Raw genomic sequence first — 22827 nt, 5'->3', positions numbered from 1 at the left:
GTTCCAACCTAGCAGACCACTAGAGCAAGGCAGGTTCAAGTCGAACCATTCCAAGCGGAAAGCTCGAATCGATTGAAACGCGCAAACGCCCCTCGTTCGCCTGTCGCCCCAGGGCCTCAGCGCTTCAGCACATCGACACCGGGCAGCGGCTTGCCTTCCATCCATTCCAGAAAGGCGCCGCCGGCGGTCGAGACATAGGTGAAGTCGTCGGCGACGCCGGCATGGTTGAGTGCTGCCACCGTGTCGCCGCCGCCAGCCACCGAGACCAGTTTGCCGGCCTTGGTGCGGGCCGCGGCGTGCTTGGCTGCCGCCACCGTCGCCCGGTCGAACGGTTCGATCTCGAAGGCGCCGAGCGGACCGTTCCAGACCAGCGTCGCAGCGCGGTCGATCCAGTCGGCAACGGTCTTCACGGTCTTTTCGCCGACATCGAGGATCATCCCATCGGCCGGCACCTCTGATATGGCGACGGTTTCGCTGGCGGCGCCCGCCTTGAATTCCCCGGCGACGACACCGTCGACCGGCAGGATGACGGCGCAGCCGGCTTCGGCCGCCTCGATCATGATCTGCTTGGCGGTCCCGGCGAGATCATGCTCGCACAGCGATTTTCCGACATCGGTGCCGCGCGCGGCGAGAAAGGTGTTGGCCATGCCGCCGCCGATGACCAGCGCGTCGACCTTCTTCACCAGATTCATCAGGAGGTCGATCTTGCTCGACACCTTGGCGCCGCCGACGATGGCGACGACAGGGCGGACGGGATTGCCGAGGCCCTTTTCCAGCGCGTCGAGTTCGGCCTGCATGGTACGGCCGGCGAAGGCCGGCAGCAGGTGTGCAAGCCCCTCCGTCGACGAATGGGCGCGGTGGGCGGCGGAAAAGGCGTCGTTGACGAAGATGTCGCCATTGGCGGCGAGCTTTTCGGTGAAGGCCGCGTCGTTCTTCTCCTCGCCCTTGTAGAAGCGGGTGTTTTCGAGCAGCAGCACGTCGCCGTTGTTCATGGCGGCGACGGCGCTTGCCGCTGCGTCGCCGATGCAATCCGGCGCGAAGCCGACAGGGCAGCCAAGCACCTTCGCGCTCGCCCTGGCGATCGGCTCAAGCGAGAATTCGGGCGACGGTCCATCCTTGGGCCGGCCGAAATGGGCAAGCAGGATGACCTTGGCGCCCTTGCCGGAAAGCTCGGCGATGGTCGGCGCGATGCGCTCGATGCGGGTGGCGTCGGTCACCTTGCCGTCGGCGACGGGAACGTTGAGGTCGACGCGCACCAGCACACGCTTGCCGTCGATGTTGCCGATGTCGTCCAGTGTCTTGAAGCCGGCCATGCTGTTCCCTTTCGCGAAAAATCGCCGGGACCTTACCCCGCATCAACGACGATGCAAGACCTGCCATGGTGCTACGCGGAAAATATGACACGGCATGTGTCGGGAGCAGTCAGCCCTCGTCGGTTGCCCTTTCCACCGCCGGCTGTGGAGACCGTTCCGCGTCGTCCGGCGCCTCGGCACTCTGCTTTTTGATCCGCTTGCGCCAATTGCGCACAAAGCCAGCGACGCGGTCGGCGATCTCGCCAGCACTCAGGAACACCGGCACCCGTGCCACCGGCGCGGTCGGCTCGAGGGAAAGACCGAGGCCAGTGATCTTGCCTTTGTCGTCGACATCGCGGACGATCAGCTCGATCGGACCAATCAGCACGCGGTCGGCATATTCGGTATGACCGCCGAGCCGCTCCGTCACTAGGTCGCCGACGGTCAGCTTGCGTTCCTCCTCGGTCAGGCCCGGCGCGTAAGCGGCTTCAAGTTCCGCGGCGGAGCGCGCCGGATCGACGGCGAAGGCGCCGAAGAAGTCCGCGTCCTCGGGATCGACCACGGCCCGGCTGGCGAACAGCTTGTCGAGCAGGGCTGGATAGCGATCCGGCACGAAAATGTAGACATGGTCGCCGGCGGCGAGCCTGCCCATGTCCTGGAAGCGCATCGAGCGCCCGTCGCGCAGCACCAGCGACGGCCGCGCCCAGCGCGGAATGCGCTCGCCGCGCGCCACCGGGCTGCCAGGTGCTACGCGATAGGCGAGAAGCTCGTGGTGGGCGGAGCCCGGCAATTCGAGTTCGACCTTGTCCAACGGGCCTAGGCGGGCCGGCACGATCAGGCCGAGGCGGCGTGCCAGCGGTCCGACGGTCCATCCCTGGATGACCAGCGACACCAGCACGACGATGAAGGCGGTGTTGAAGATGAGACGGCCGTTCTCAAGCCCGCCAAGCAGCGGCGTGATGGCGAGCAGGATCGACACGGCGCCACGCAGACCCACCCATGAGACGAAGGCGACTTCCGGGCGCGGCAGACGGAACAGCATCAGGCAAAGCCAGACGGCGATTGGCCGCGCCACGAATATCAGGAACAGGCCCAGCAGCACCGCCGGCAGCAGGATCGCCGGAAATTGCGAGGGCGTCGCGAACAGGCCGAGGACCAGGAACATGATGATCTGTGCCAGCCACGACATGCCGTCCTGGAAGCGCTTGAGGATGGTGACGGCGCGAATGTCGGAATTGCCGGCAATAAGGCCGGCAATATAGACCGCCAGAAAACCGGAGCCGCCAATGGCACCGGCGGCGGCGAACACCATCAGCGACAGCGTCAGCACGAAGATCGGCAGCAGCCCGTGGTCGAGATTGAGCCGGTCGACAAGACGCACAATGGCGAGGCCGCCGAAAATGCCGACGATGGCGCCAAGCCCCATATTGAGAAGGAAGCCGAGGACGAGATCCGTAACCAGCACCCTGGCCTCGGGACTGGCGTTGGCGGCGATGATCTCGACCAAGCTAATGGTCAGGAAGATGGCGATTGGGTCATTAGTGCCGGATTCCACCTCGAGCGTGGAACGCACGCGTTCGCGCAAATTGATCTCGCCGGCGCGCAACAGGAAGAACACTGCTGCCGCGTCCGTCGAGGCGACAGCAGCCCCAAGCAGGAAGGATTCCAGCCAGCTGAGATCGAGCAGATAATAGGCGACGACGCCGAACAGGCCAGTGGTCAAAAGGACACCGATGGTCGCCAGCGACAGTGCCGGTCCGGCCGCCTGGCGCAAGGCGTTGAGCGGCGTGCCGAAACCGGAATCGAACAGGATGACCGCCAGCGCCAGTGAGCCGGCAAAATAAGCCAGCCGCGCATTGTCGAACTGGATGCCGAGGCCGTCGGTTCCCGTGGCCAGGCCAATGCAGAGAAACAGCAGCAAGAGAGGGGCGCCGAAGCGGAAGGCGATCAGGCTCGAAAACGCGGCGGCGACGACCAGTGCGGCGCCGACCAGCGTCACGAGATAGATCGCATGCTCCATCCGCCGTTTGCCCCTCGAATTCGTGTTCCTCTCGCTTTACGGGAGAGTGAGGCGAAGACATGACCGGTGCAAGGCGTGAGGGTGGTTTTTTGCCCTATGCCGCTGATTATTGAGTGTTTTGGCGTTCAAGGCGCGGTCTTGCCAAACAAACCGTTAGAGCGTCGTTTGCGCATCCAAAAGGGCGCTGGGCGCTCTCATGAAAACGCCCGGACAGAGCCGGGCGTTTCCAAGTCGCGAGAAGATGGTTCTGCGATCAGGCGATGGTCTTGCCGAAGGCGACTGCGGTGTCGGCCATGCGGTTGGAAAAACCCCATTCATTATCGTACCAGGACAGCACCGAAACGAAGTTGCCGTCCATGACCTTGGTCTGGTCGAGCGCCATGATCGAGGAATGCGGATCGTGGTTGAAGTCGATCGACACGTTCGGGTGATGGGTAACGGCGAGGATGCCCTTCAGCTTGCCGTTGGAGGCGGCGATCACCGCCTCGTTGATCTCCTGCACGGTCGTCGGCCGCTTGGCGATGAACTTGAAATCGACAACCGAGACGTTCGGGGTCGGCACGCGAATGGAGATGCCGTCGAGCTTGCCCTTGAGATCGGGCAGCACCAGGCCGATCGCCTTGGCCGCACCGGTCGAAGTCGGGATCTGCGACAGGGCCGCGGCGCGGGCGCGATAGAGATCCTTATGCATGGTGTCCAGCGTCGGCTGGTCGCCGGTGTAGGAGTGGATCGTCGTCATCATGCCCTTCTCGATGCCGACGGCCTCATGCAGCACGGCTGCCAGCGGTGCCAGGCAGTTGGTGGTGCAGGAGGCGTTCGAGATGACGATGTGGTCCTTGGTCAGCTTGTCATGGTTGATGCCATAGACGACGGTGAGGTCGGCGCCCTCCGCCGGCGCCGAGACGAGGACGCGCTTGGCGCCGGCGGTCAGATGCGCGGCGGCCTTGTCGCGGGCGGTGAAGATGCCGGTGCATTCGAGCGCAATATCGATGCCGAGCTCCTTCCACGGCAACTGCGTCGGGTCCTTGATCGCGGTGACCTTGAATTTTTCGGTGCCGACGGTGATCTGGTCACCGTCAACCGTCACTTCATGCGGGAAGCGGCCATGCACGCTGTCGAAGCGTAGCAGATGCGCGTTGGTTTCGACCGGGCCGAGGTCGTTGACGGCGACGACGTCGATGTCCTTGCGGCCGGATTCGTGGATGGCGCGCAGGATGTTGCGGCCGATGCGGCCGAATCCGTTGATGGCAACTCTGACGGTCATTTTTCTCTCCCTGGGAGTTGGAGGCCGAAGATCAAGTCCGCAGCTTCATAACGGCGGGCTGGCAAAGAATCCAGCCGTCGACGGGTTGGATTTAAGTCCACCAGACGGAGGCTGCCCGCAAAACCATATGCGCGGTTTCGCGGGCGCCTGGCTTTACTCGCCGTGCAGGCGGGCTTCCGCCGCCTTCACCGTCGCTTCGGCGGTGATGCCGAAATGCGGATAGAGCTGTTCGATCGTGCCAGAGGCGCCGAAGCCGGTCATGCCGATGAAGATGCCGTCGGTGCCAATGAAATAATCCCAGCCTTGGCGGATGCCGGCTTCGATCGCGATCTTGATCGGCGCGTTGCCGATCGTCTTCTTGCGATAGTCGGCGCTCTGCTTGTCGAACAATTCGAAGCACGGCACCGAGACGACGCGGGTCGGATGGCCGTGCTTTTCGAGCGCCTCGCGCGCCGCCAGCGCGATTTCGACCTCGGAGCCCGAAGCGAAGATCGTCACCGCCGCATCGCCATTGGCGCCAGCCAACTCATAGGCGCCCTGGCGGCTGAGGTTTTCCGCAACAAAGTCGTTGCGCACGGTCGGCAGGTTCTGCCGGGTCAGCGCCAGCGTCGAAGGCGTCTTTTCCTGCTCGATGGCCAGCTGCCAGCATTCGGCGGTCTCGACCGCGTCCGCCGGACGGAAGACATTGTGGTTCGGGATGGCGCGCAGTGCGGCCAGATGCTCCACCGGTTGATGGGTCGGGCCGTCTTCGCCGAGGCCGATGGAATCATGGGTCATGACGAAGATCGAGCGGATGCCCATCAGCGAGGCAAGCCGCATCGCCGGACGGGCGTAGTCGGAGAAGCACATGAACGTGCCGCCATAGGCGATGAGGCCGCCATGCAGCGTCAGCCCGTTGAGGGCGGCCGCCATGCCGTGCTCGCGGATGCCGTAGTGAACGTAGCGCTGGCCGTAATCGTCTGATGTGATGTTCTTGGTCTGGCTGGTCTTGGTGTTGTTCGAGCCAGTCAGGTCGGCCGAGCCGCCGATCGTTTCCGGCACCGCGCCGTTGATGATCTCGAGCGCCATTTCCGACGATTTGCGGGTGGCGACCTTCGGTTTGTCTGCGGCGAGTTTCTTCTTGTAGTCGGTGAGGACGGCGTCGAAATTCGCTGGCAACGTGCCACTGATGCGGCGCTCGAATTCGCTGCGCAATTGGGCGTCGGCCTCGGCAAGGCGGCCTTCCCAGTCGGTGCGTGCCTTGACACCCGTCTTGCCGGCGTCGCGCCAGGCATTGAGGATGTCGGCAGGAACCTCGAAGGGCGGATAGTCCCAGCCGAAGAACTTTCTGGCGCCGGCGATTTCCTCTGCGCCGAGCGGAGAACCGTGCGCCTTGTTGGTACCCGCCTTGGTCGGCGCGCCGAAGCCAATCGTGGTCTTGCAGGCGATCATCGTCGGTTTGTCGGAATGGCGCGCCGCCTCGATAGCATAGGCGATCGCTTCCGGGTCCTGGCCGTCGATGTGGCTGGCGTTCCAGCCGGACGCCTGGAAGCGAGCGACCTGATCGGTGTTGTCGGCCAGCGACACCGGGCCGTCGATCGAGATGTTATTGTTGTCCCAGAAGACGATCAGCTTGTTCAGCTTGAGATGCCCGGCAAGTGCGATGGCTTCCTGGGAGACGCCTTCCATCAGGCAGCCGTCGCCGGCCAGCACATAGGTGTAATGGTCGACGAGGTCGTTGCCGAAAGCGGCATTCATGATGCGCTCGCCGAGTGCGAAGCCGACCGAATTGGCAAGCCCCTGGCCGAGCGGGCCGGTCGTCGTCTCGATGCCGGCGGCATGGCCATATTCGGGATGACCCGCCGTCCTCGATCCCAACTGGCGGAAATGCTTGATCTGGTCGAGGGTGATGTCTTCATAGCCGGTCAGATAGAGCAGCGAATAGAGCAGCATCGAACCGTGGCCGGCCGACAGAATGAAACGGTCTCGATCGGGCCAGTGCGGGTTCTTCGGATCGTATTTCAGGAAACGCGTGAACAGCACCGTGGCAACGTCGGCGCAGCCCATTGGCAGGCCGGGGTGGCCGGACTGGGCCTTCTCGACGGCGTCCATGGAAAGAAAACGGATCGCATTGGCCATCCGGTCATGTTGTTCACGCGAGGTCATGCTTCCTCCAGTGTGGGGGGTTGGGGCCTTGGGAGCGCCCTTGAAAAGCGTGCGCGACACATAGCAGGCGCGGCTTTTTAGTCAACAAACCGGCGCGCTTTCGCTGATCTTGTTAGTCAATAAACCGGCGCTTTTGCCGGTCTTGTGATGGCGCCAGAAGGGCCTTGGGGGTTCTACATTAGCGTTAGCAGGGGACAGCCGCGAGAGCTTTATTGACGTTGGCTTCACACGGCGGGTAATGTTTCAGACATAACGCGTTCTGAACGTGGATGATTCGGTGATGGGCAGGGCGCAGGACGAAAGCCATGACCGGGGAAACGACACTCAAAGAAGTCATCGCGAGGCTGGGTAAGGCCATCGAGGGGCTGGAAAATGCCGTCGCGGCCAAGCTCGAGCACGAGCGCGACTATACGGAAGCCGAGGCGGAGGTGCAGCGCATGAACGCCGATCGCTCGCGGCTGGCGCAGGAACTCGACAATTCCGAAGCGCGCGCCGAACGGCTGGAAGACGCCAACAAGGAAGTGTCGCGTCGGCTGGTGACCGCCATGGAAACCATCCGCGCCGTGTTGGACAGATAGGGACTGGACAGGTAGGCCAATGGCACAAGTCACGGTTTCCATCGACGGCAAGCAGTATCGCATGGCTTGCGACGAGGGCCAGGAAGAGCATCTGATCGACCTTGCCGAGCGCTTCGACCGCTATGTCTCGCATCTGAAAGACTCATTCGGCGAGATCGGCGACCAGCGGCTGACCGTGATGGCCGGCATCATGGTCATGGACGAGCTTTCGGAACTGCAAAAACGCGTCAAGGGCATGGAAAGCGAAGTGCTGACGCTGCGCAAGACGCGTGACGACGCGCTGACCAAGGCCGACAAGAACGATTCGGTGCTGACCCAAGCGCTAGGCGCGCTCGCCCAGCGCATGGAAGATCTGGCGACGACGCTGGCGGTGAACAAGGCCTGAGCCAGCGCAGCGAAAATTCCTGCTGCATTTGCCGAGAGGCAATGAAAATTTTTCGCCGCCGGCCTCGATGCCGGTGCAACAGGCGTTTGAAGGATGACGCGGGAGTGGTAGAAAGGCAAAAGCAACGCCGGTCAATGCCGGCTGCAATCACAGGGTAGGGACACGTCATGAGCCTTCGTATCAACGATATCGCGCCGGATTTCACGGCGGAAACCACGCAAGGGACGATCAACTTCCACGAATGGATCGGTGACGGCTGGGCGGTGCTTTTCAGCCATCCGAAGAATTTCACGCCGGTCTGCACGACCGAGCTCGGCACGATGGCCGGCCTGGAAGGCGAGTTCAAGAAGCGCGACGTCAAGATCATCGGCATTTCCGTCGATCCGGTCGAAAGCCATGGCAAATGGCAGGATGATATCAAGAAGGCGACCGGCCAATCGGTGAACTACCCGCTGATCGGCGACAAGGACCTCAAGGTCGCCAAGCTTTACGAGATGCTGCCGGCGGGTGCCGGCGAAACCTCGGAAGGGCGCACGCCCGCCGACAACGCGACGGTGCGTTCGGTCTACGTCATCGGCCCCGACAAGAAGATCAAACTGGTTCTCACCTATCCGATGACGACCGGCCGCAACTTCGATGAGATCCTGCGTGCGATCGATTCCATGCAACTGACGGCCAAGCACCAGGTGGCGACGCCGGCGAACTGGAAGCAGGGCGAGGACGTCATCATCACCGCCGCCGTTTCCAATGAGGACGCGATCAAGCGTTTCGGCGCCTACGAGACGATCCTGCCGTATCTCCGGAAGACCAAGCAGCCCTCAGCCTGAGCGGCCAGGACGGCACGGAAGGATTTTCGGCCTTTTTGCCTCGGCGAAGCATGCGGTGCTTGACGGCGTGGCGCTGGCGAACGACCATGCTCTTCTTTTACCCCGGCAGGGAAAACCATTCCTGCCGGGTGGGCGTTGAGGAGCCGAGATTGGACGCGACATCGGCCAAGCTGCAGGTAGCAGGCTTTTACGACAAGCCGAGCGGGTCCATCCAGTATGTCGTCGCCGACCCACAGACGCGACGATGCGCAATCATCGATCCCGTTCTTGATTTCGATGAGAAATCCGGCGCCACGGCGACGAAGAATGCCGACGCGATGCTCGAGTTCATTAGAGATCAACGGCTGGTCGTCGAATGGATTCTCGACACGCATCCCCACGCCGACCATTTCTCGGCGGCGCACTATCTCAACGAGAAGACAGGAGCGCCTACGGCGATCGGCGACAAGATTATCGACGTCCAGAAATTGTGGAAAGCGATCTACAACTGGCCGGATTTTCCTGCCGACGGATCGCAGTGGAGCAGGCTGTTTGCCGATGGCGAGACCTTTTCGGTCGGCGGCATTCCGGCAAAGGTTCTTTTTTCGCCGGGCCACACACTGGCCTCGATTACCTATGTGATCGGCGACGCCGCTTTCATCCATGATACGCTGTTCATGCCGGACAGCGGCACGGCAAGAGCGGATTTTCCCGGCGGCAGTGCCGCGCGACTCTGGCGCTCGATCCAGGATATCCTCGCGCTACCGGACGAGACACGTCTGTTCGTCGGTCATGACTACCAGGCGGAGGGGCGCGAACCCTTGTGGGAGAGCACTGTTGCGGAACAGAAATCCAAGAACACCCATGTTGCCGCCTGCAGGACAGAGGCCGATTTCGTGGCGTTGCGCGAGGCACGCGACAGGACGCTGCCGATGCCGAGGATGATCCTGCACGCGCTGCAGGTCAACATGAATGGCGGGCGCTTGCCGGAACCGGAATCCAACGGCCGCCGGTATTTGAAATTTCCGCTCGATTGCTTGTGATGAGATGGGTCGCTGGCACTAGAACTCTATTTTAAATTCGGCCCCGCCCCTCATCGCCCCTGCCGGGCACTTCTCCCCGTATAGTGACGGGCAGAAGGACGCTTTCGCTGACGATTTCGCCAATTTTCGACGTTGCAAAAAGAGTGCCGGCGGTGCGATCTGCCTCCTCTCCCCGTCGCTATACGGGGAGAAAGTGGCGGCAGCCGGAGGAGGAGCGGCGCAGACGCCAGCTACTCTAGCTTCAGGGTTTTGTTCGGCGGGCTAAATGTTCATACGTGATCTGCCAAGGATCGCTCTCGAAAGATCTTTCCTCGCCGATCCAATGGAAGCTGTTGGCAGTGATCTCAGTGAAGCGCCATCGAGTTTTCAGACCGCGCGAGTCATTGCCAAGCTGGACAATGTCCTTTCCCTCGGCCCGCCCGATCTGGCGTGAGTCATCTCGGTTGAGCGGGTCGTTCCATATGATGTGCCATCCCTCGATCCCAGGATCGAAGACGCGCAAAGTCGTGCCATACATCGTGGACGGCGCAGGGCGCTTGGGCCTGATCCAAACGTCCTGAATCGCGCGGCCTTCGAGCACCCAGCCAAAATGGCATTCTCCATTGCACTTCTGGATTGTGCCGTCGTGGAGGTAGTGGACCGAGTCCATTTCCCAGCTTCCAATTAGCCATCCATACAGGTCCATGTCTTTCGCTCGGTCGGCTGGGGGACCTTCGGATCCGAGGGCGGTGAGAAACGGAGAAATCGTCATCGTCATACTGCCTTTGGTTTCCAAATAGACGAGCTCAACTGCCCAGCGCAGCCCCGGCGGCCCATTGTCGTGCCGGCCTGCCGCAAGCGCCGCTTTTTTGGAATTTCGCGAGGGAAGCCCGTGTCGGCGCCGGAATATTGCCGCCACAATTTGCAGCGTTGCGGTTTCCAGGTCTTGGGGAAAATTGCTATAATGCCGCTATGATCCGGCCAGGCTGATCGCACCGATGATTGAGCGGTTTATCGCGACGGATCGTGCGTCCGCGAAGGTGCGGCGGAACCGGCAACCCTAGCTAGAACATGAAACCAAGGGACAATTCTCCCGGCAGTCGGAGGACCCCATAAAAAAGGCGGCGCCAGTTACCTGACGCCGCCGTTATTTTCCGTCGGAGCGTTACGCCGCCGGCTGCGCCTCGATGGTGCGCAGCGCCTGCATCTGGCGCTTGGCCGCGGCCTTGACCGCGTCCTGCACCTTCTCGAAGGCGCGCACCTCGATCTGGCGCACGCGCTCGCGGCTGATGTCGAATTCGGCCGACAGTTCTTCCAGCGTCAGCGGCTCCTCGGCCAGGCGGCGCGCCTCGAAGATGCGCCGCTCGCGCTCGTTGAGCACGGCAAGAGCGCCCGACAGCATGCCGCGCCGGTTTTCCAGCTCGTCCTGCTCGATCAGCGCCTCTTCCTGGCTTTCGTGGTCGTCGACCAGCCAGTCCTGCCACTCACCGGACTCGCCTTCGCTCGCCCGGATCGGTGCGTTGAGCGAGGCATCGCCCGACAGGCGGCGGTTCATCGACACCACCTCGGCCTCGGACACGTTGAGGCGGGTGGCGATCTCGGTGATCTGGTCGGGCTTCAAATCGCCGTCGTCGAGCGCCTGGATCTTGCCCTTCACCTTGCGCAGATTGAAGAATAGCCGCTTCTGGTTGGCGGTCGTGCCCATCTTGACCAGGCTCCACGAGCGCAGGATGTATTCCTGGATCGAGGCCTTGATCCACCACATGGCATAGGTGGCGAGCCGGAAGCCGCGCTCCGGTTCGAATTTCTTGACGGCCTGCATCAGGCCGACATTGCCTTCCGAGATCACCTCGCCGATCGGCAGGCCGTAGCCGCGATAGCCCATGGCGATCTTGGCGACGAGCCTAAGATGGCTGGTGACGAGCTTGTGTGCAGCCGTGGTGTCCTCATGCTCGGCGTAACGCTTGGCGAGCATGTACTCTTCCTGCGGCTGAAGCATCGGAAAGCGACGGATTTCTTCCAGGTAGCGGCTGAGGCCGCCTTCGCCGGAAACGATACTGGGTAATGACTGGGCCATGATAGCGCCCCTCTCTCTTGGAGTGGTGCCCCCGAAACGTGGCGGGCATATATCGCGAACGCCAAAGGCTCGTTCGCGACAACCGGTGTATATAGGAACAAAACCAGAAAGGACAGCATTGGTTCAACACGAAACAGTGTGTCACGCCAAAGTGAACAACGCCGGTCAGGTTTTTGGCAATCAGGTTTTGAATGGATAGGTTCAGAGTTCGCGAAAGCCGTCGACGAGTTCCTCCATATCCCTCGGGACAGGCGCCTCGAACCTCATCGTTAAATGGGTCGTCGGATGCCGAAATTCAAGGAGGCGGGCATGCAACGCCTGTCGCGGAAATGCCTTCACCCGGCCCTTCAGCGGCTCGGGCAGCCGGTTCGCCTTAGTGCGAAAGGCCTGGCCGTAATCGGGGTCGCCGACGACCGGATGGCCGATATGGGCCATATGGACACGGATCTGATGGGTGCGGCCGGTCTCCAGCCGGCATTCGACCAGACTTGCCGTGGCAAATTGCCTTTGCTGCTCGCCAAAGCGCTCGATCACGGTGAAGTGGGTGACGGCGTGGCGGGCATCGTCGCGGCCCTCCGGCACCACCGCGCGGCGCACGCGGTCGACGGCGCGGCCGAGCGGCTCGTCGACCGTGCCTGTCGGTCTCATCGGTATGCCCCAGACCAGCGCCAGGTAGGCGCGTTTGAGATCGCCGGTCAGGCCATGATCGGCAAAGGCCTCCGACAATGACTTGTGGGCCCGATCGGTCTTGGCGACGACCATGACGCCACTGGTCTCCTTGTCCAGGCGATGGACGATGCCCGGCCGCCGCACACCGCCGATGCCGGAAAGACTGTCGCCGCAATGGTGGATCAGCGCGTTGACCAGCGTGCCGGTCCAGTTGCCGGCGCCGGGATGGACGACAAGCCCAGGGGGCTTGTTGATGACGATCAATTCATTGTCTTCATAGAGGACGTCGAGCGCGATGTTCTCGCCTTGCGGCTCCGCCGGCTCCGGCTCCGGCATATCGACCGATACGCGGTCACCGGCCGCCATCTTGCGTTTGGTCTCGTTGACCGGCTGGCCGCCGACCTTGACGGCGCCCTGTCTGATCAGCATCTGCACCCGGCTGCGCGACATGTCCGGGCCGAGCTTGCCCGCCAGCCACTGGTCGAGGCGCTGGCCGGCCGCATCAGGACCCGCTTCCAGCACGAGCGATCCCCCGTTTGGCGATCTACCGTCTGGCGATCCGTCCTCCATCAATCCATTCCCTATCAATCCATCCTCTATCAATATGGGGGCCTCTTCGTTATGAGCGCTCATCGAAATCGCTCCGGAATGTTTTGCCATGGCTGCTGCCGACGAAGACGAGGAAAAGCCGCTCGACCCCGAGGTTGAAAAGGTGCGCAAGAAGCTCGTCCGCTTCGTCGCCATCAATCTTGGCCTGCTGTTTCTCGCCCTTATGGTGGTGATCGCGGCCCTTGTCTACAAAACGCGCACCGCGCCACCTGCAGCCCCATCACTTGCCGGCGACATCCAGGTGCCGGCCGGCGAGCCGCTGACCGGCGACGTCGTGCTGCCGGTCGGCGCCAAGCTCATCAGCCAGTCGCTCTCCGGCAACCGCGTCTCCATCGATGCGGAACTTGCCGACGGCAGCCGCGCCATCTTTGTCTACGACATCACTGAGCGCCGCATTGTCGGTCGCTTTTCGATCCGTAACAAATGACTGGATTCGCCGAACATCGCCGTGTGGCCACCGTCGCGCTTGTCGTCGCAAATTACGACGAGGCGATCTCCTGGTACGTCGGCAAGCTGGGCTTTTTGCTCATCGAAGACGTCGATCTTGGCGGCGGCAAGCGCTGGGTCACGGTGGCGCCGGCCAACGGACAAGGCGCGCGGCTGCTGCTGGCCGAAGCGGCCGATGATGCGCAAAGGGACAGTATCGGCAACCAGACCGGTGGCCGCGTCTTTTTGTTTCTCGAAACCGACGATTTTGTCCGCGACCACACGGCAATGCTCGAAAAGGGCGTCGAATTCCGTGAGGCACCTCGCCACGAGGCCTACGGCACGGTGGCGGTTTTCGCCGATCTCCATGGAAATCTCTGGGACCTGATCGAGCCAAAACGATAGGATTGCAACGGATATTTTTCCAGCATCATCGACTGTCCGAAGCCCAGTTGCTTTTTCCCAGCCGTCAGCCTATATCGCCGGTTCTTGAACGCGCCCATCGTCTAGCGGTCAGGACACCGCCCTCTCACGGCGGGAACAGGGGTTCGATTCCCCTTGGGCGTACCAAGGATCTCAAAACGTTTGCGTACCTGGCATCGCCGTCGGTCACGGCCGCAGTCACCGCTTCTGGCGCGGCCCCCTCAATTGAATTAGCATCGCGTCATGTAAATAGGGGCCAAAGGTGCAGAACGCCGCCGGAGATGAATTTGTCGCGCAACGAATAGATCGAAGCTCGTCGGGAAGAGAAGAGCGCAGGGAGAGAGGGCCAAATGCAGAAACTGCAGTCGCAGGGTGTCCATCACATCACGCTGGTCGGCGCCGGGCGCCAGACTTCGATCGATTTCTGGGAAGGCGTGCTTGGCATGCCTTTCATCTTCGAGCAGCCCAATCTCGACAAGGCCAGCGAAAGCCACCTCTATTTCGATCCGGGTGACGGCCGGCTGATCACTATCTTCACCGATGAGAGCCGCACGCCGGTCAAGCGGCGCACGCCGACCGATACGGGCTGCGTCCATCACATCGCGTTTGCGGTGTCGCGCGTCACCTTCCTGCAGGCGGTTGCCCGGCTCGACGAGCGCGCCATCAAGCACAGCGGCGTCAAGGATCGCGGTTTTATGGATTCGATCTATTTCGAGGATCCGCTCGGCCTGCTGATCGAACTCGCCTCCTACCGTTTCGAGCCGCCGGCGGGCTTCACCCATGCCGACGTGCTGATGCAGGCGCACAAGATTCGCGTCGGGCGCGGCGACTACGCAATCGCCGAAGTGCATCTCGCCGACGCGATCCAGGCGCTTGTCGAGCGCTCCCGCGCGACCTTGTCGGAGGACCGCGCGCCGAAAAATCCATACTGACGACAGCAACCCGAGGGAGGACCATAATGGCAAAGACGACAACGAAGAGTGCGAAGAAGCCGGCTGCCAAGGCCGCCACAAAACCAGCTGCCAAGGCGACAAAGCCTGCGACCAAGGCGCCGAAAGCTTCCGCGGAGTCGGCAACGAAAGCCGCCGCAAAACCTGCAGGCAAGGCATCCGCGAAGCCCGCGGCCAAGGCAAAAGCGAAATCAGCGAAAAAAGCCGGGCTGACGCTCAGCATGCTGAAGCCGAGCGTCAACAATATGAGCGTTCGGGTGTTTGCGCGCGCGGCCGGGCTCGACCATTCAGAGACCGACGTATGGGGCCACACACGCTCGCCTGAATACATGGCGCGAAACCCGGCGCATCTGACGCCGATGATCGAGGACAAGGGCTTGCCGAGAGGCGTCCTGTGGGAAAGCTGCGCCATCATGCAGTATCTCGCCAACAAGCATGGGCTGGAGAAATTATATCCCAAGGCGCCGGCCAAGCGGGCAATGATCGACAGCGCCATGTTCTACCTGATCGGCACGCTCTACCCCTATGTGGCACGCGCCACCTATCCTGCGCTGAACTTCCCACAATATGCCGGCGAGGTCGGCCACAGCGACGCTCATCCCGACAAGAAGTCGGAAGCCCAGAAGGCCGCTATAGCCGCGATAGCCGAGCCGCTGGAGGTCTTTCACAACTTCTTCAGGAACGGCAAGCCGTTCATCGGCGGCAAGAATCCGTCGATCGCCGACATTCGCCTGGCCGCGACGCTCGAATTCCTGGCCGTCATCGACTATGCGCTGCCGCAATGGGCGAAGGAGTACATGGCGGCGATCGAGAAGAAGCTCGGCAAAGCCTATGCCGAGCCGGCCGCCGACGTGCGCGGCTATATCGCCTATGTGAAGTCGCAGGCCGAGGCGTGAGGCGTCTTGGCTGACTGCGTTGAGCGCATCGAGCTTGCCCCTCAGGCGACAGGGCTGCAGTCATAGGCCGAGACACCGCCCGGCCGCCGGATAGATAGGCCAGAGACATCGGCATTGCTGCAAATCGGGGGCGGCGTTGCGCTTGGCGTTCAGGGACCGAACATCACAAGCTCGGTGAACGTCAGATCTCCGAGCGAGGGTGGTCTGGGACCCTTGAAGTACTTCAGCCCCCTGTTGGGGCGGTACCACCCGAACAGGCCTGCAATCGGCTCCTTGGCGTCGACGACGCACAGCAGGAAGCCGCTTCGCAAGAGAAAGCGTCCCACAGCACCGGCGCACCGGCTCAAATCCGCGAGGGAGCGGCAATAGATGACCTGATAGGATGGGATAAGACCGCGCAATATCCGGCGCGGCATTAATACGAAAGGAAACGCTGCTCCGTCGCAGATGCAAATCAATGACAGGCAGCCCAGCGCGGCGTGTTCCGAGAGAATGTATCTCTCACTGTCCGGCAGCATCGCCATTTCGGCAAGATCGGGACGAGCTTCAAGCACGCGACATGACCGCTGCGCCGAACTAAAAGCCGGCAAGAAGGCAAATTGTCCGGTGGAGAAGGGGCGAAAGCCGAGCGCCCAGTTGGCTTTTAACGTTGCGGGCGCCGGCGAAATATTCGTGTAGGTCACGTCCCTGCGCTTGAGAAGCGTCGTAACCAATTTGGCGCCATAGGGACGGGATTCCGCGTCGACGGACCAGCTTGAAAGGTTGCAGCGGACTTCGTCGCCTTCCTGCCCCGGATAAAGGGTATACAGGGTCAGCACAACGCCGACGATCCGATCAGCCTTCTCCAAAGCCAGGCCGTATTGTGGGAAGTCGGCGACGGCAGGCCGTTGCGACAAACGTGTCAGCGCCTGTATCCAGTAACTCCGGTCACGGTCCGGAAAGCCCCGGCACAGGCAGTCGACCACTCCTTCCCAATCAGCTTGGCGAATTGGTCGACAGAGAACGTCGGGAGGGAGGGCGCCAAGTACGGCCATAAATCGACTTCCAGAATACGATAGTTACTTAGGCATGCTTCACACGCTAACACATTGGTGTACAACGATTAATAATATGTGCCGCATTTAAAGACGACTTTCCGCACTCATCACGAAAACGCAGATCAGATTGGCCATGACGCGTCGATGAGCAGCTTCCGTCGGTTAAGGATTCGTTAACCAAATCCCTATCTACTGATCGGCAATTCACCTCCAACTCGCGACCACGGATGTACTGGCGCAGTCGAGGTGGAAGGAAAGGTCGGCTATTTGCCGGCCTTTTTGTTTCAAGGGCTATTGTCCCCGGGAAACTGCGGCCTGACTTCGCGATTGTCGTCGGGCGTCAAGCCTTCAAACATCGGGGTGGCGGCATCTCAAGCGATCGGACCCGAATCCCGGTCCACGAGATATCAGTGTTGCCCGCGTCGCGCATTGACATGGCGCGCCAATTCCGGCGTCTCGAAGACGTAGTCGCTCCAGGCCGATTCCGGAATCTGGCCGGCCAGATAGCATTCCAGCAAAAGACTTTGCTCAGGGCTGAGAGGTCTCGGCGCGCGCTCATGGTCCAGTCTCAGCGAGTGAAACAGATTTCTGGGCGAGTGAAACAGATTTCTGGTCAGGTCCGAGACTGTGGAGTGAATCGACATGTGTGCCGTCTCCTTTGACCATCCAGCGCATCACCCGAAAGATCGGGATCAATCTCTGCTCCGCTGCCCTTCGGTTCAGGACCATGCGCCAAATCAAAACGCTACAACGTGCTTTATACGTCCAAAGGTACGCGCGGCGCTGCAATGGCCGTTTAACGTCGAGGGCGGGATAAGGTTTCAACGTGGCGGCGGTAACGCCGATCGCGCAGCCCGAAACCCACCGGTCAGCACATGCTCTCGGCGATCGCGTGCGCGTGTGACCGAACCGCTGCGTCAGGTGCGCAGCACGTGTTTAGGGCGCATCTTTTTAGCTGCCATCGTTTGAATGCCGGCTGGCTATTCGCAAACCATGCGGACCCGTTTTCCGGGTTGACTGACGTTCCTGCAGGTGAGCGGTTTTGCCGGCTCGGATGACGGCGTCGGCGGATCTTTGGAAATCCTGGTGATTTGCCTTCTCGGCGCCACGGGGGTGCTGATTCTGCGGGCCGCCGCTCTTTCCGGCGTTTCTGGCGCCACCGGAAAGACATCGGTCTGCAGCAACTGCGGCTGTTCGGCTTGCGCCTGCTGCGGCGGCCTGTCCCACAACCGCCGGACGTCGAGCGGCCTTGGAATGACGACGGTACCGTCGTAGCTGCGCGAGCAGCCGCTCCCCAGCAGCAGCATCGGGCACAGGAAAAAAGCCAGGATCCGTCCCAACATCGGCAACACCCTTGCGGGATTTATAACGCGGCTTCGGTTCTACCGACAACCGTCGGAATACACTGCGGGCAAGGCTAGCGCATGACCCGGAGAATCGGAATCGATTTCGCCGGGGATCATGCGCAAAATCAAAAGTGCCGCAGCGTCCCTGGCGCGACTGGGGGGCGGCATGGACGATTTACCTGCCCAAGCCCATCAGCCCCAGGGCGTCTTGCTCGAAAAGGTCGGCGCGGACTGAAATCCAGCGCAACGCGGGATTAGGCATCCGCGTCAGGCTGTAAGCCGTGATTCGGCGAGGCATTGCGGACAAGACTATGGTGCGATCGCACCATATCAAAGCGTGCGTCCGGTTGGGACAATAAGCGCATTCGAGTTCCGCTCCTCCAGTTACGGGCGGGAGCAGCGACCGCCGGCAAGAAGCAGGGTCAGATTTACCCCAACGGACCTGTTTCGGCGATGGCGCGGCCATGACCTCCTTGGCCGCATGCAACGCGCTCCCGCCCGGATTTTCTTTTTTCGGCGCCAATTATTTCGGCTGTCGAGGGCAAATGCCGGCCGCAAAGCGTGCAAGCTGCTGATTCCAGCGGCAAACCCCGGCTGTGCCGGCGGGACCCGCGTCCCTTCCTTTTCGACATGGCTGTGCGGCGGTTACCGGGCTGACATCAAACTGTCATGTGACTGTAATAATCGGGGGCTATTGGCCTCAGCGGGCGCCGAAGGAATGGCGCCGAGAGACCATTTTCCGAACAGGAGCAGGCCACATGAAAAAATTCCTCCTTACGGCGTCGGCCGCGGCGCTTGCGCTCGCCGCGTCGGCTGGTTATGCCGCCGCGCGCGACCAGATTCAAATCGTCGGTTCGTCCACAGTGTTCCCCTTCACGACGGCTGTCGCTGAAAAGCTCGGCCAGAGCGGAAAGATCAAGACCCCGGTCGTCGAGTCGACTGGCACCGGGGGCGGCATGAAGCTGTTTTGCCAGGGCGTCGGCGAGAATACCGCCGACTTCACCAATGCCTCGCGCGCCATCAAGGACAGCGAGCTTAAGACCTGCAAGGCAAACGGCGTGACGCCGGTCGAGATCAAGGTCGGCTTCGACGGCATCGTACTGGCCAATTCGAAGGCGGGGACTGTCGTTGATCTGACCAAGGAACAGATTTTCAAGGCGCTCGCCAAGAACGTCGCTGTTGACGGCAAGGTCGTCGCCAACCCCTACAAGAACTGGTCGGATGTCGATGCGTCGCTTCCCGCGACAAAGATCGAAGTGCTTGGCCCGCCGCCGACATCCGGCACGCGCGATGCGTTCGTCGAACTCGTCATGGATGCGGCCTGCCAGGAAGAAGTGAAGGCGGCTAATGAAAAGGGCTGCGGCGAGATCCGCGAAGACGGCGCTTTTGTCGAGGCCGGCGAAAACGACAATCTGATCGTCCAGAAGCTGGAAGCCAACCCCAATGCCTTCGGCATCTTTGGCTTCTCGTTCCTTGACCAGAACGCCGACAAGCTGCAGGGCCACAAGGTCGACGGCGTCGAGCCGACCTTCGAGAACATCGCATCCGGCGATTACGGCGTTTCCCGCTCGCTCTATGTCTATGCCAAGAAGGAGCATGTTGGCGTCATCCCCGGCATGCAGGAATTCATCGCCGAGTACACCTCGGAAGGTGCATGGGGTCCTGATGGTTATCTGGCCGACAAGGGCCTGATCCCGCTGCCGGACGCCGAGCGCGCCAAGTGGGCCGAAAACGCCAAGGCCCTGAAGGGCATGGGTTCCTGAGTCTTCGGGGTCGGGGCGTATATCCGCTCTGACCCTCATGCTCTAAAGCCCAAAGCGCGGGACCAAGGTCCCGTGCTTTGAGCCGGTGGATGACCGGCGGTCGAGGGGACGTCCTGAATCATGGTCGGTTATCTCGTTGTTCTTCTGTTGGTTCTGGCAGCTGCGGCCTATTTGATCGGCCGGAGACGCGCCATTGCCAGTGTCAATGGCGACGTCGCGCGATTGCATTCGCTGCCTGGCCAACATGGCATGTTTCTGGCGCTTTTTGCTGCCGGTCCCGCGCTGCTTGCGATCTTGTTGTGGTCTCTGGTCACGCCGGGAATTGAATCGTCGATCATTGCCGACCGCTTCTCCACCGAATTGTCGGGGATGGGCATTCCGCAGGTCGAAGCTTTCATCCGCGACGCTCGCGCGATGGCCTTTGGCGGGCTTGTCGGCTTCGCCGATCCCACGAAAGAGGCGGCTGCCGCCGTCTACAAATCGATCCATACGACCAGCACCTGGATCATCTGGGCCGTCTCGCTCGTGCTTTCCGCGTCCGGATTTTACTGGGCCTATTCGCGCATCGCACAGGCCTACCGGGCGCGCCACGTGGTCGAGCGCGTTCTTCGCGCATTCTTGATCGCCTGTTCGGTGGTCGCGATCCTGACGACGGTCGGCATCGTTCTCTCGCTCATCTTCGAATCCCTGCGGTTCTTCCAACAGGTGCCGTTCTACAAGTTCCTGTTCGGCACGCATTGGTCGCCGCAGAGCGCCTTCACCGGCGCCGGAGCGGAAGCCGGGGCGGTCAACCAGGACATCTTTGGCATGGTGCCGCTCTTTGCCGGCACGCTGCTCATCACCTTCATCGCCATGCTGGTGGCTGCGCCTATCGGGCTGATGGCTGCGATCTACCTTTCGGATTACGCCTCCAAAAGCGTCCGCGCGGTCGCAAAGCCGGTACTGGAAATCCTCGCCGGCATCCCGACCGTCGTCTACGGCTTCTTCGCCGCGCTGACAGTTGCGCCCTACTTCCGCGGTATCGGCGAAAGCCTGGGCCTCAACGTCGCGTCCGAATCTGCGCTCGCCGCAGGCGTGGTCATGGGGATCATGATCATTCCCTTCGTTTCCTCGCTTTCCGATGATGTGATCAACGCCGTTCCGCAATCTCTGAGAGACGGTTCCGCCGGCCTCGGCGCGACCAAGTCGGAAACCATCCGCAAGGTGGTCCTTCCTGCTGCCCTTCCGGGCATCGTTTCAGCGATGCTGCTTGCCGTCAGCCGCGCAATCGGCGAGACAATGATCGTCGTCATGGCGGCCGGGCTGGCGGCAAACCTAACGGCCAACCCGCTCGAAGCGGTCACTACCGTGACCGTGCAGATCGTGACGCTGCTAGTGGGCGATCAGGAATTCGACAGCGCCAAGACGCTGGCAGCCTTCGCACTCGGCCTGGTGCTGTTCTGCATCACGCTTACCCTCAACATCGTCGCTTTGCGCGTCGTCCAGAAATACCGAGAGCAATATGACTGATGCGATCTCGTCATTCGGCGCCGTCGGACGGCCGGTCAGCATTCATACCGACGGTGCCGCGAAGGCGCGGCTGAAGGGTCGTTACCGCACGGAAACGTGGTTCAAATGGCTTGGCGCCGGAGCCGTCGCGTTGGCCGGCCTTTTCCTTGTGCTGCTCCTGTCGACGATCGTCACGCAGGCGATCCCGGCGCTGCGGCAGAACTATCTGACGCTGCCGATCGATCTTTCGGCGGCCAAGGTCGACCCGGCAAAACTCGATGAAGTGAACTACGACGCCATCGCTCAGGAAGCGCTTGCGGCGAGATTTCCGGATGTTACGAGCCGTCAGGACAGGCGTCTGCTGCGCGGGCTGATTTCCACCGGCACAGGCGTCTTCCTGCGCAAGGATATTGCGGCTGATCCGGGGATGCTCGGAGGAACGGTGGACTATGCGGTTCCAGTTGACGATTTTGCCGACCTCTATCTTAAGGGTTTGCTTGCCGACGTCGGTTCGGACGAAGCGATTTCGACAAGCGTCACGCCTTCGAAAACCAGCGGCGACATCGATCTGACCTTCGGCGACGATGCCATGCTGGCGCTGGCGCGCGGCCGTGGTGCGACCGAAGGCGAAAACGGCATGCTCACGCTGACGAGCGGTGCATCATCGCTGCTGGTCGTGTTCAACGGCGGCACGGTCAAGCTCACCGCGTTGTCGCCGGGGCCTAGTGGGACGGCGGTCGCAAAGGGCACGGTGATCGAGGCGCTGGACAGCACGGCGCCCGCTGCGAGCGGCCAGGCATTCCTGCGCGTCATCGATACGCCGGAAGCATCGCGAAAAATTTCCGACAAGGAGATCGTCTGGCTCGACACGCTGAAGAGCGCCGGCCAGATCGAAAGCCGGTTCAACTCGATCTTCTTCTTCACCGGCGCAAGCCGCGAGCCGGAACTGGCCGGTGTTTGGGGCGCGGTCGTCGGATCGTTCCTGACAATGATCGTTACGCTCGCCATCGCCTTTCCGATCGGCGTTTCGGCGGCGATCTATCTTGAGGAATTTGCGCCCAAGAACCGGCTGACGACGATCATCGAAGTGAATATCAACAATCTGGCGGCTGTGCCTTCGATCGTCTTCGGCCTGCTTGGACTTGCCGTATTCCTGAATTTCTTCGGCATGCCGCGCTCGGCCCCGGTGGTCGGCGGCATGGTGCTGGCGCTGATGACCCTGCCGATCATCATTATCGCCTCGCGCGCTTCGCTGCGCGCCGTGCCGCCGTCGATCCGCGAGGCGGCGCTTGGCATCGGAGCGTCCAAGGCCCAGACCGTATTCCATCACGTCCTGCCGCTGGCGATGCCGGGCATCATGACCGGCACCATTCTCGGAATGGCGCATGCGCTGGGCGAAACCGCGCCGTTGCTGATGATCGGCATGGTCGCCTTCATCGTCGACATTCCCGGCGGCTTTACCGATCCCGCGACGATCCTGCCGGTGCAGATATTCATGTGGGCGGATTTCCCGGAAGCTGGATTCCAGCAGAAGACTTCGGCGGCGATTTTGATTTTGCTGCTGTTTTTGGTCATCATGAACGCCATTGCAGTGATACTGCGCAGGCGCTTCGAGCGGCGCTGGTAAGGGG

21 protein-coding genes, 1 tRNA gene and 1 pseudogene are annotated in these 22827 nt (G+C 61.7%); 13 read left to right on the top strand and 10 right to left on the bottom strand.

The features are described 5' to 3' along the window. Positions 1-116: 116 nt before the first annotated feature. The 4 genes from ACWUKX_RS10355 to tkt form a co-directional block, all read right to left on the bottom strand. The gene (locus tag ACWUKX_RS10355; protein ID WP_456006387.1) at positions 117-1313 is read right to left on the bottom strand and encodes a phosphoglycerate kinase; all 1197 of its coding nucleotides are present in this window, start codon (positions 1311-1313) and stop codon (positions 117-119) included. A gap of 109 nt (positions 1314-1422) precedes the next feature. Beyond that, the gene (locus ACWUKX_RS10350; RefSeq protein ID WP_456006384.1) at positions 1423-3312 is read right to left on the bottom strand and encodes a potassium/proton antiporter; all 1890 of its coding nucleotides are present in this window, start codon (positions 3310-3312) and stop codon (positions 1423-1425) included. A 253-nt stretch (positions 3313-3565) separates the two neighbouring features. Beyond that, positions 3566-4576 carry a type I glyceraldehyde-3-phosphate dehydrogenase gene (gap, locus tag ACWUKX_RS10345; protein WP_127208478.1) on the bottom strand — a complete coding sequence of 337 codons (1011 nt, stop codon included), beginning with the start codon at positions 4574-4576 and terminating at the stop codon, positions 3566-3568. A gap of 153 nt (positions 4577-4729) precedes the next feature. Then, positions 4730-6721, bottom strand: a complete 1992-nt coding sequence (gene tkt, locus ACWUKX_RS10340; RefSeq protein ID WP_287330322.1) for a transketolase — start codon at positions 6719-6721, stop codon at positions 4730-4732. A gap of 305 nt (positions 6722-7026) precedes the next feature. Here tkt and ACWUKX_RS10335 point away from each other — a divergent pair, with 305 nt between their 5' ends. The 4 genes from ACWUKX_RS10335 to ACWUKX_RS10320 all read left to right on the top strand — a co-directional run bounded on the left by ACWUKX_RS10335 (position 7027) and on the right by ACWUKX_RS10320 (position 9533). Next, entirely contained in the window at positions 7027-7299 is a 273-nt protein-coding gene (locus ACWUKX_RS10335) for a DUF4164 domain-containing protein (RefSeq protein ID WP_023797069.1), read from the top strand. Between the two features lie 19 nt (positions 7300-7318). Further along, positions 7319-7684, top strand: coding sequence for a cell division protein ZapA (locus tag ACWUKX_RS10330; protein WP_023797070.1), 366 nt, complete (start codon positions 7319-7321; stop codon positions 7682-7684). A 167-nt stretch (positions 7685-7851) separates the two neighbouring features. Further along, positions 7852-8511 (top strand): peroxiredoxin, encoded by a 660-nt coding sequence (locus tag ACWUKX_RS10325; RefSeq protein WP_065007495.1) that lies wholly within the window; start codon positions 7852-7854, stop codon positions 8509-8511. 86 nt (positions 8512-8597) lie between these two features. Next, complete coding sequence (locus ACWUKX_RS10320; RefSeq protein ID WP_456006381.1) at positions 8598-9533, top strand: MBL fold metallo-hydrolase; 936 nt, start codon at positions 8598-8600, stop codon at positions 9531-9533. A gap of 241 nt (positions 9534-9774) precedes the next feature. Here the strand turns inward: ACWUKX_RS10320 and ACWUKX_RS10315 are convergent, their stop codons facing one another. Continuing rightward, positions 9775-10431, bottom strand: coding sequence for a hypothetical protein (locus tag ACWUKX_RS10315; protein WP_456006378.1), 657 nt, complete (start codon positions 10429-10431; stop codon positions 9775-9777). 55 nt (positions 10432-10486) lie between these two features. Here ACWUKX_RS10315 and ACWUKX_RS10310 point away from each other — a divergent pair. After that, a pseudogene (locus tag ACWUKX_RS10310) lies at positions 10487-10576 on the top strand (DUF2274 domain-containing protein); the annotation flags it as partial. Between the two features lie 101 nt (positions 10577-10677). On the opposite strand, the gene rpoH reads toward ACWUKX_RS10310, so the two are convergent. Next, positions 10678-11589 (bottom strand): RNA polymerase sigma factor RpoH, encoded by a 912-nt coding sequence (gene rpoH, locus ACWUKX_RS10305; protein ID WP_029348727.1) that lies wholly within the window; start codon positions 11587-11589, stop codon positions 10678-10680. A gap of 201 nt (positions 11590-11790) precedes the next feature. Further along, a complete protein-coding gene (locus ACWUKX_RS10300) occupies positions 11791-12891 on the bottom strand; it encodes an RluA family pseudouridine synthase (protein WP_456006375.1) in 1101 nt (366 codons plus the stop codon). 25 nt (positions 12892-12916) lie between these two features. Here ACWUKX_RS10300 and ACWUKX_RS10295 point away from each other — a divergent pair, with 25 nt between their 5' ends. The 5 genes from ACWUKX_RS10295 (at position 12917) to ACWUKX_RS10275 (ending at position 15562) form a co-directional block, all read left to right on the top strand. Then, positions 12917-13294: a fimbrial protein gene (locus ACWUKX_RS10295; protein ID WP_456006373.1), complete on the top strand. Its 378-nt coding sequence runs from the start codon at positions 12917-12919 to the stop codon at positions 13292-13294. After that, positions 13291-13698, top strand: a complete 408-nt coding sequence (locus tag ACWUKX_RS10290) for a VOC family protein (RefSeq protein WP_128342914.1) — start codon at positions 13291-13293, stop codon at positions 13696-13698. Before ACWUKX_RS10295 ends, ACWUKX_RS10290 begins: the two co-directional genes overlap by 4 nt. A 90-nt stretch (positions 13699-13788) precedes the next feature. Continuing rightward, a tRNA-Glu gene (locus ACWUKX_RS10285) sits at positions 13789-13863 on the top strand. Between the two features lie 203 nt (positions 13864-14066). Next, on the top strand, positions 14067-14648 hold the full coding sequence (locus ACWUKX_RS10280; RefSeq protein ID WP_456006370.1) for a VOC family protein: 582 nt from the start codon (positions 14067-14069) through the stop codon (positions 14646-14648). Positions 14649-14674: 26 nt separating this feature from the next. Continuing rightward, entirely contained in the window at positions 14675-15562 is an 888-nt protein-coding gene (locus ACWUKX_RS10275; protein WP_456006368.1) for a glutathione S-transferase family protein, read from the top strand. Positions 15563-15711: 149 nt separating this feature from the next. Here ACWUKX_RS10275 and ACWUKX_RS10270 read toward each other — a convergent pair whose 3' ends face one another. From ACWUKX_RS10270 to ACWUKX_RS10260, 3 genes are all read right to left on the bottom strand, one after another. Beyond that, positions 15712-16596 carry a hypothetical protein gene (locus tag ACWUKX_RS10270; protein ID WP_456006365.1) on the bottom strand — a complete coding sequence of 295 codons (885 nt, stop codon included), beginning with the start codon at positions 16594-16596 and terminating at the stop codon, positions 15712-15714. A gap of 410 nt (positions 16597-17006) precedes the next feature. Then, positions 17007-17243, bottom strand: a complete 237-nt coding sequence (locus ACWUKX_RS10265; protein WP_456006362.1) for a hypothetical protein — start codon at positions 17241-17243, stop codon at positions 17007-17009. Positions 17244-17579: 336 nt separating this feature from the next. Further along, positions 17580-17942 (bottom strand): hypothetical protein, encoded by a 363-nt coding sequence (locus ACWUKX_RS10260; RefSeq protein ID WP_456006360.1) that lies wholly within the window; start codon positions 17940-17942, stop codon positions 17580-17582. A gap of 761 nt (positions 17943-18703) precedes the next feature. Between ACWUKX_RS10260 and ACWUKX_RS10255 the strand changes: the two genes are divergently transcribed. The 3 genes from ACWUKX_RS10255 to pstA all read left to right on the top strand — a co-directional run bounded on the left by ACWUKX_RS10255 (position 18704) and on the right by pstA (position 22823). Next, a complete protein-coding gene (locus ACWUKX_RS10255) occupies positions 18704-19708 on the top strand; it encodes a PstS family phosphate ABC transporter substrate-binding protein (protein ID WP_456006358.1) in 1005 nt (334 codons plus the stop codon). 120 nt (positions 19709-19828) lie between these two features. Beyond that, positions 19829-21217 (top strand): phosphate ABC transporter permease subunit PstC, encoded by a 1389-nt coding sequence (gene pstC, locus ACWUKX_RS10250; protein ID WP_456006356.1) that lies wholly within the window; start codon positions 19829-19831, stop codon positions 21215-21217. Beyond that, the gene (gene pstA, locus ACWUKX_RS10245) at positions 21210-22823 is read left to right on the top strand and encodes a phosphate ABC transporter permease PstA (RefSeq protein WP_456006354.1); all 1614 of its coding nucleotides are present in this window, start codon (positions 21210-21212) and stop codon (positions 22821-22823) included. The genes pstC and pstA overlap by 8 nt, the downstream gene beginning before the upstream one ends. Positions 22824-22827: the final 4 nt, after the last annotated feature.

The sequence above is a fragment of the Mesorhizobium sp. f-mel genome (genome assembly GCF_053850215.1).
The sequence above is the reverse complement of the archived record's forward strand: the minus strand, read 5'-3'. Positions and strand labels throughout refer to the sequence as shown.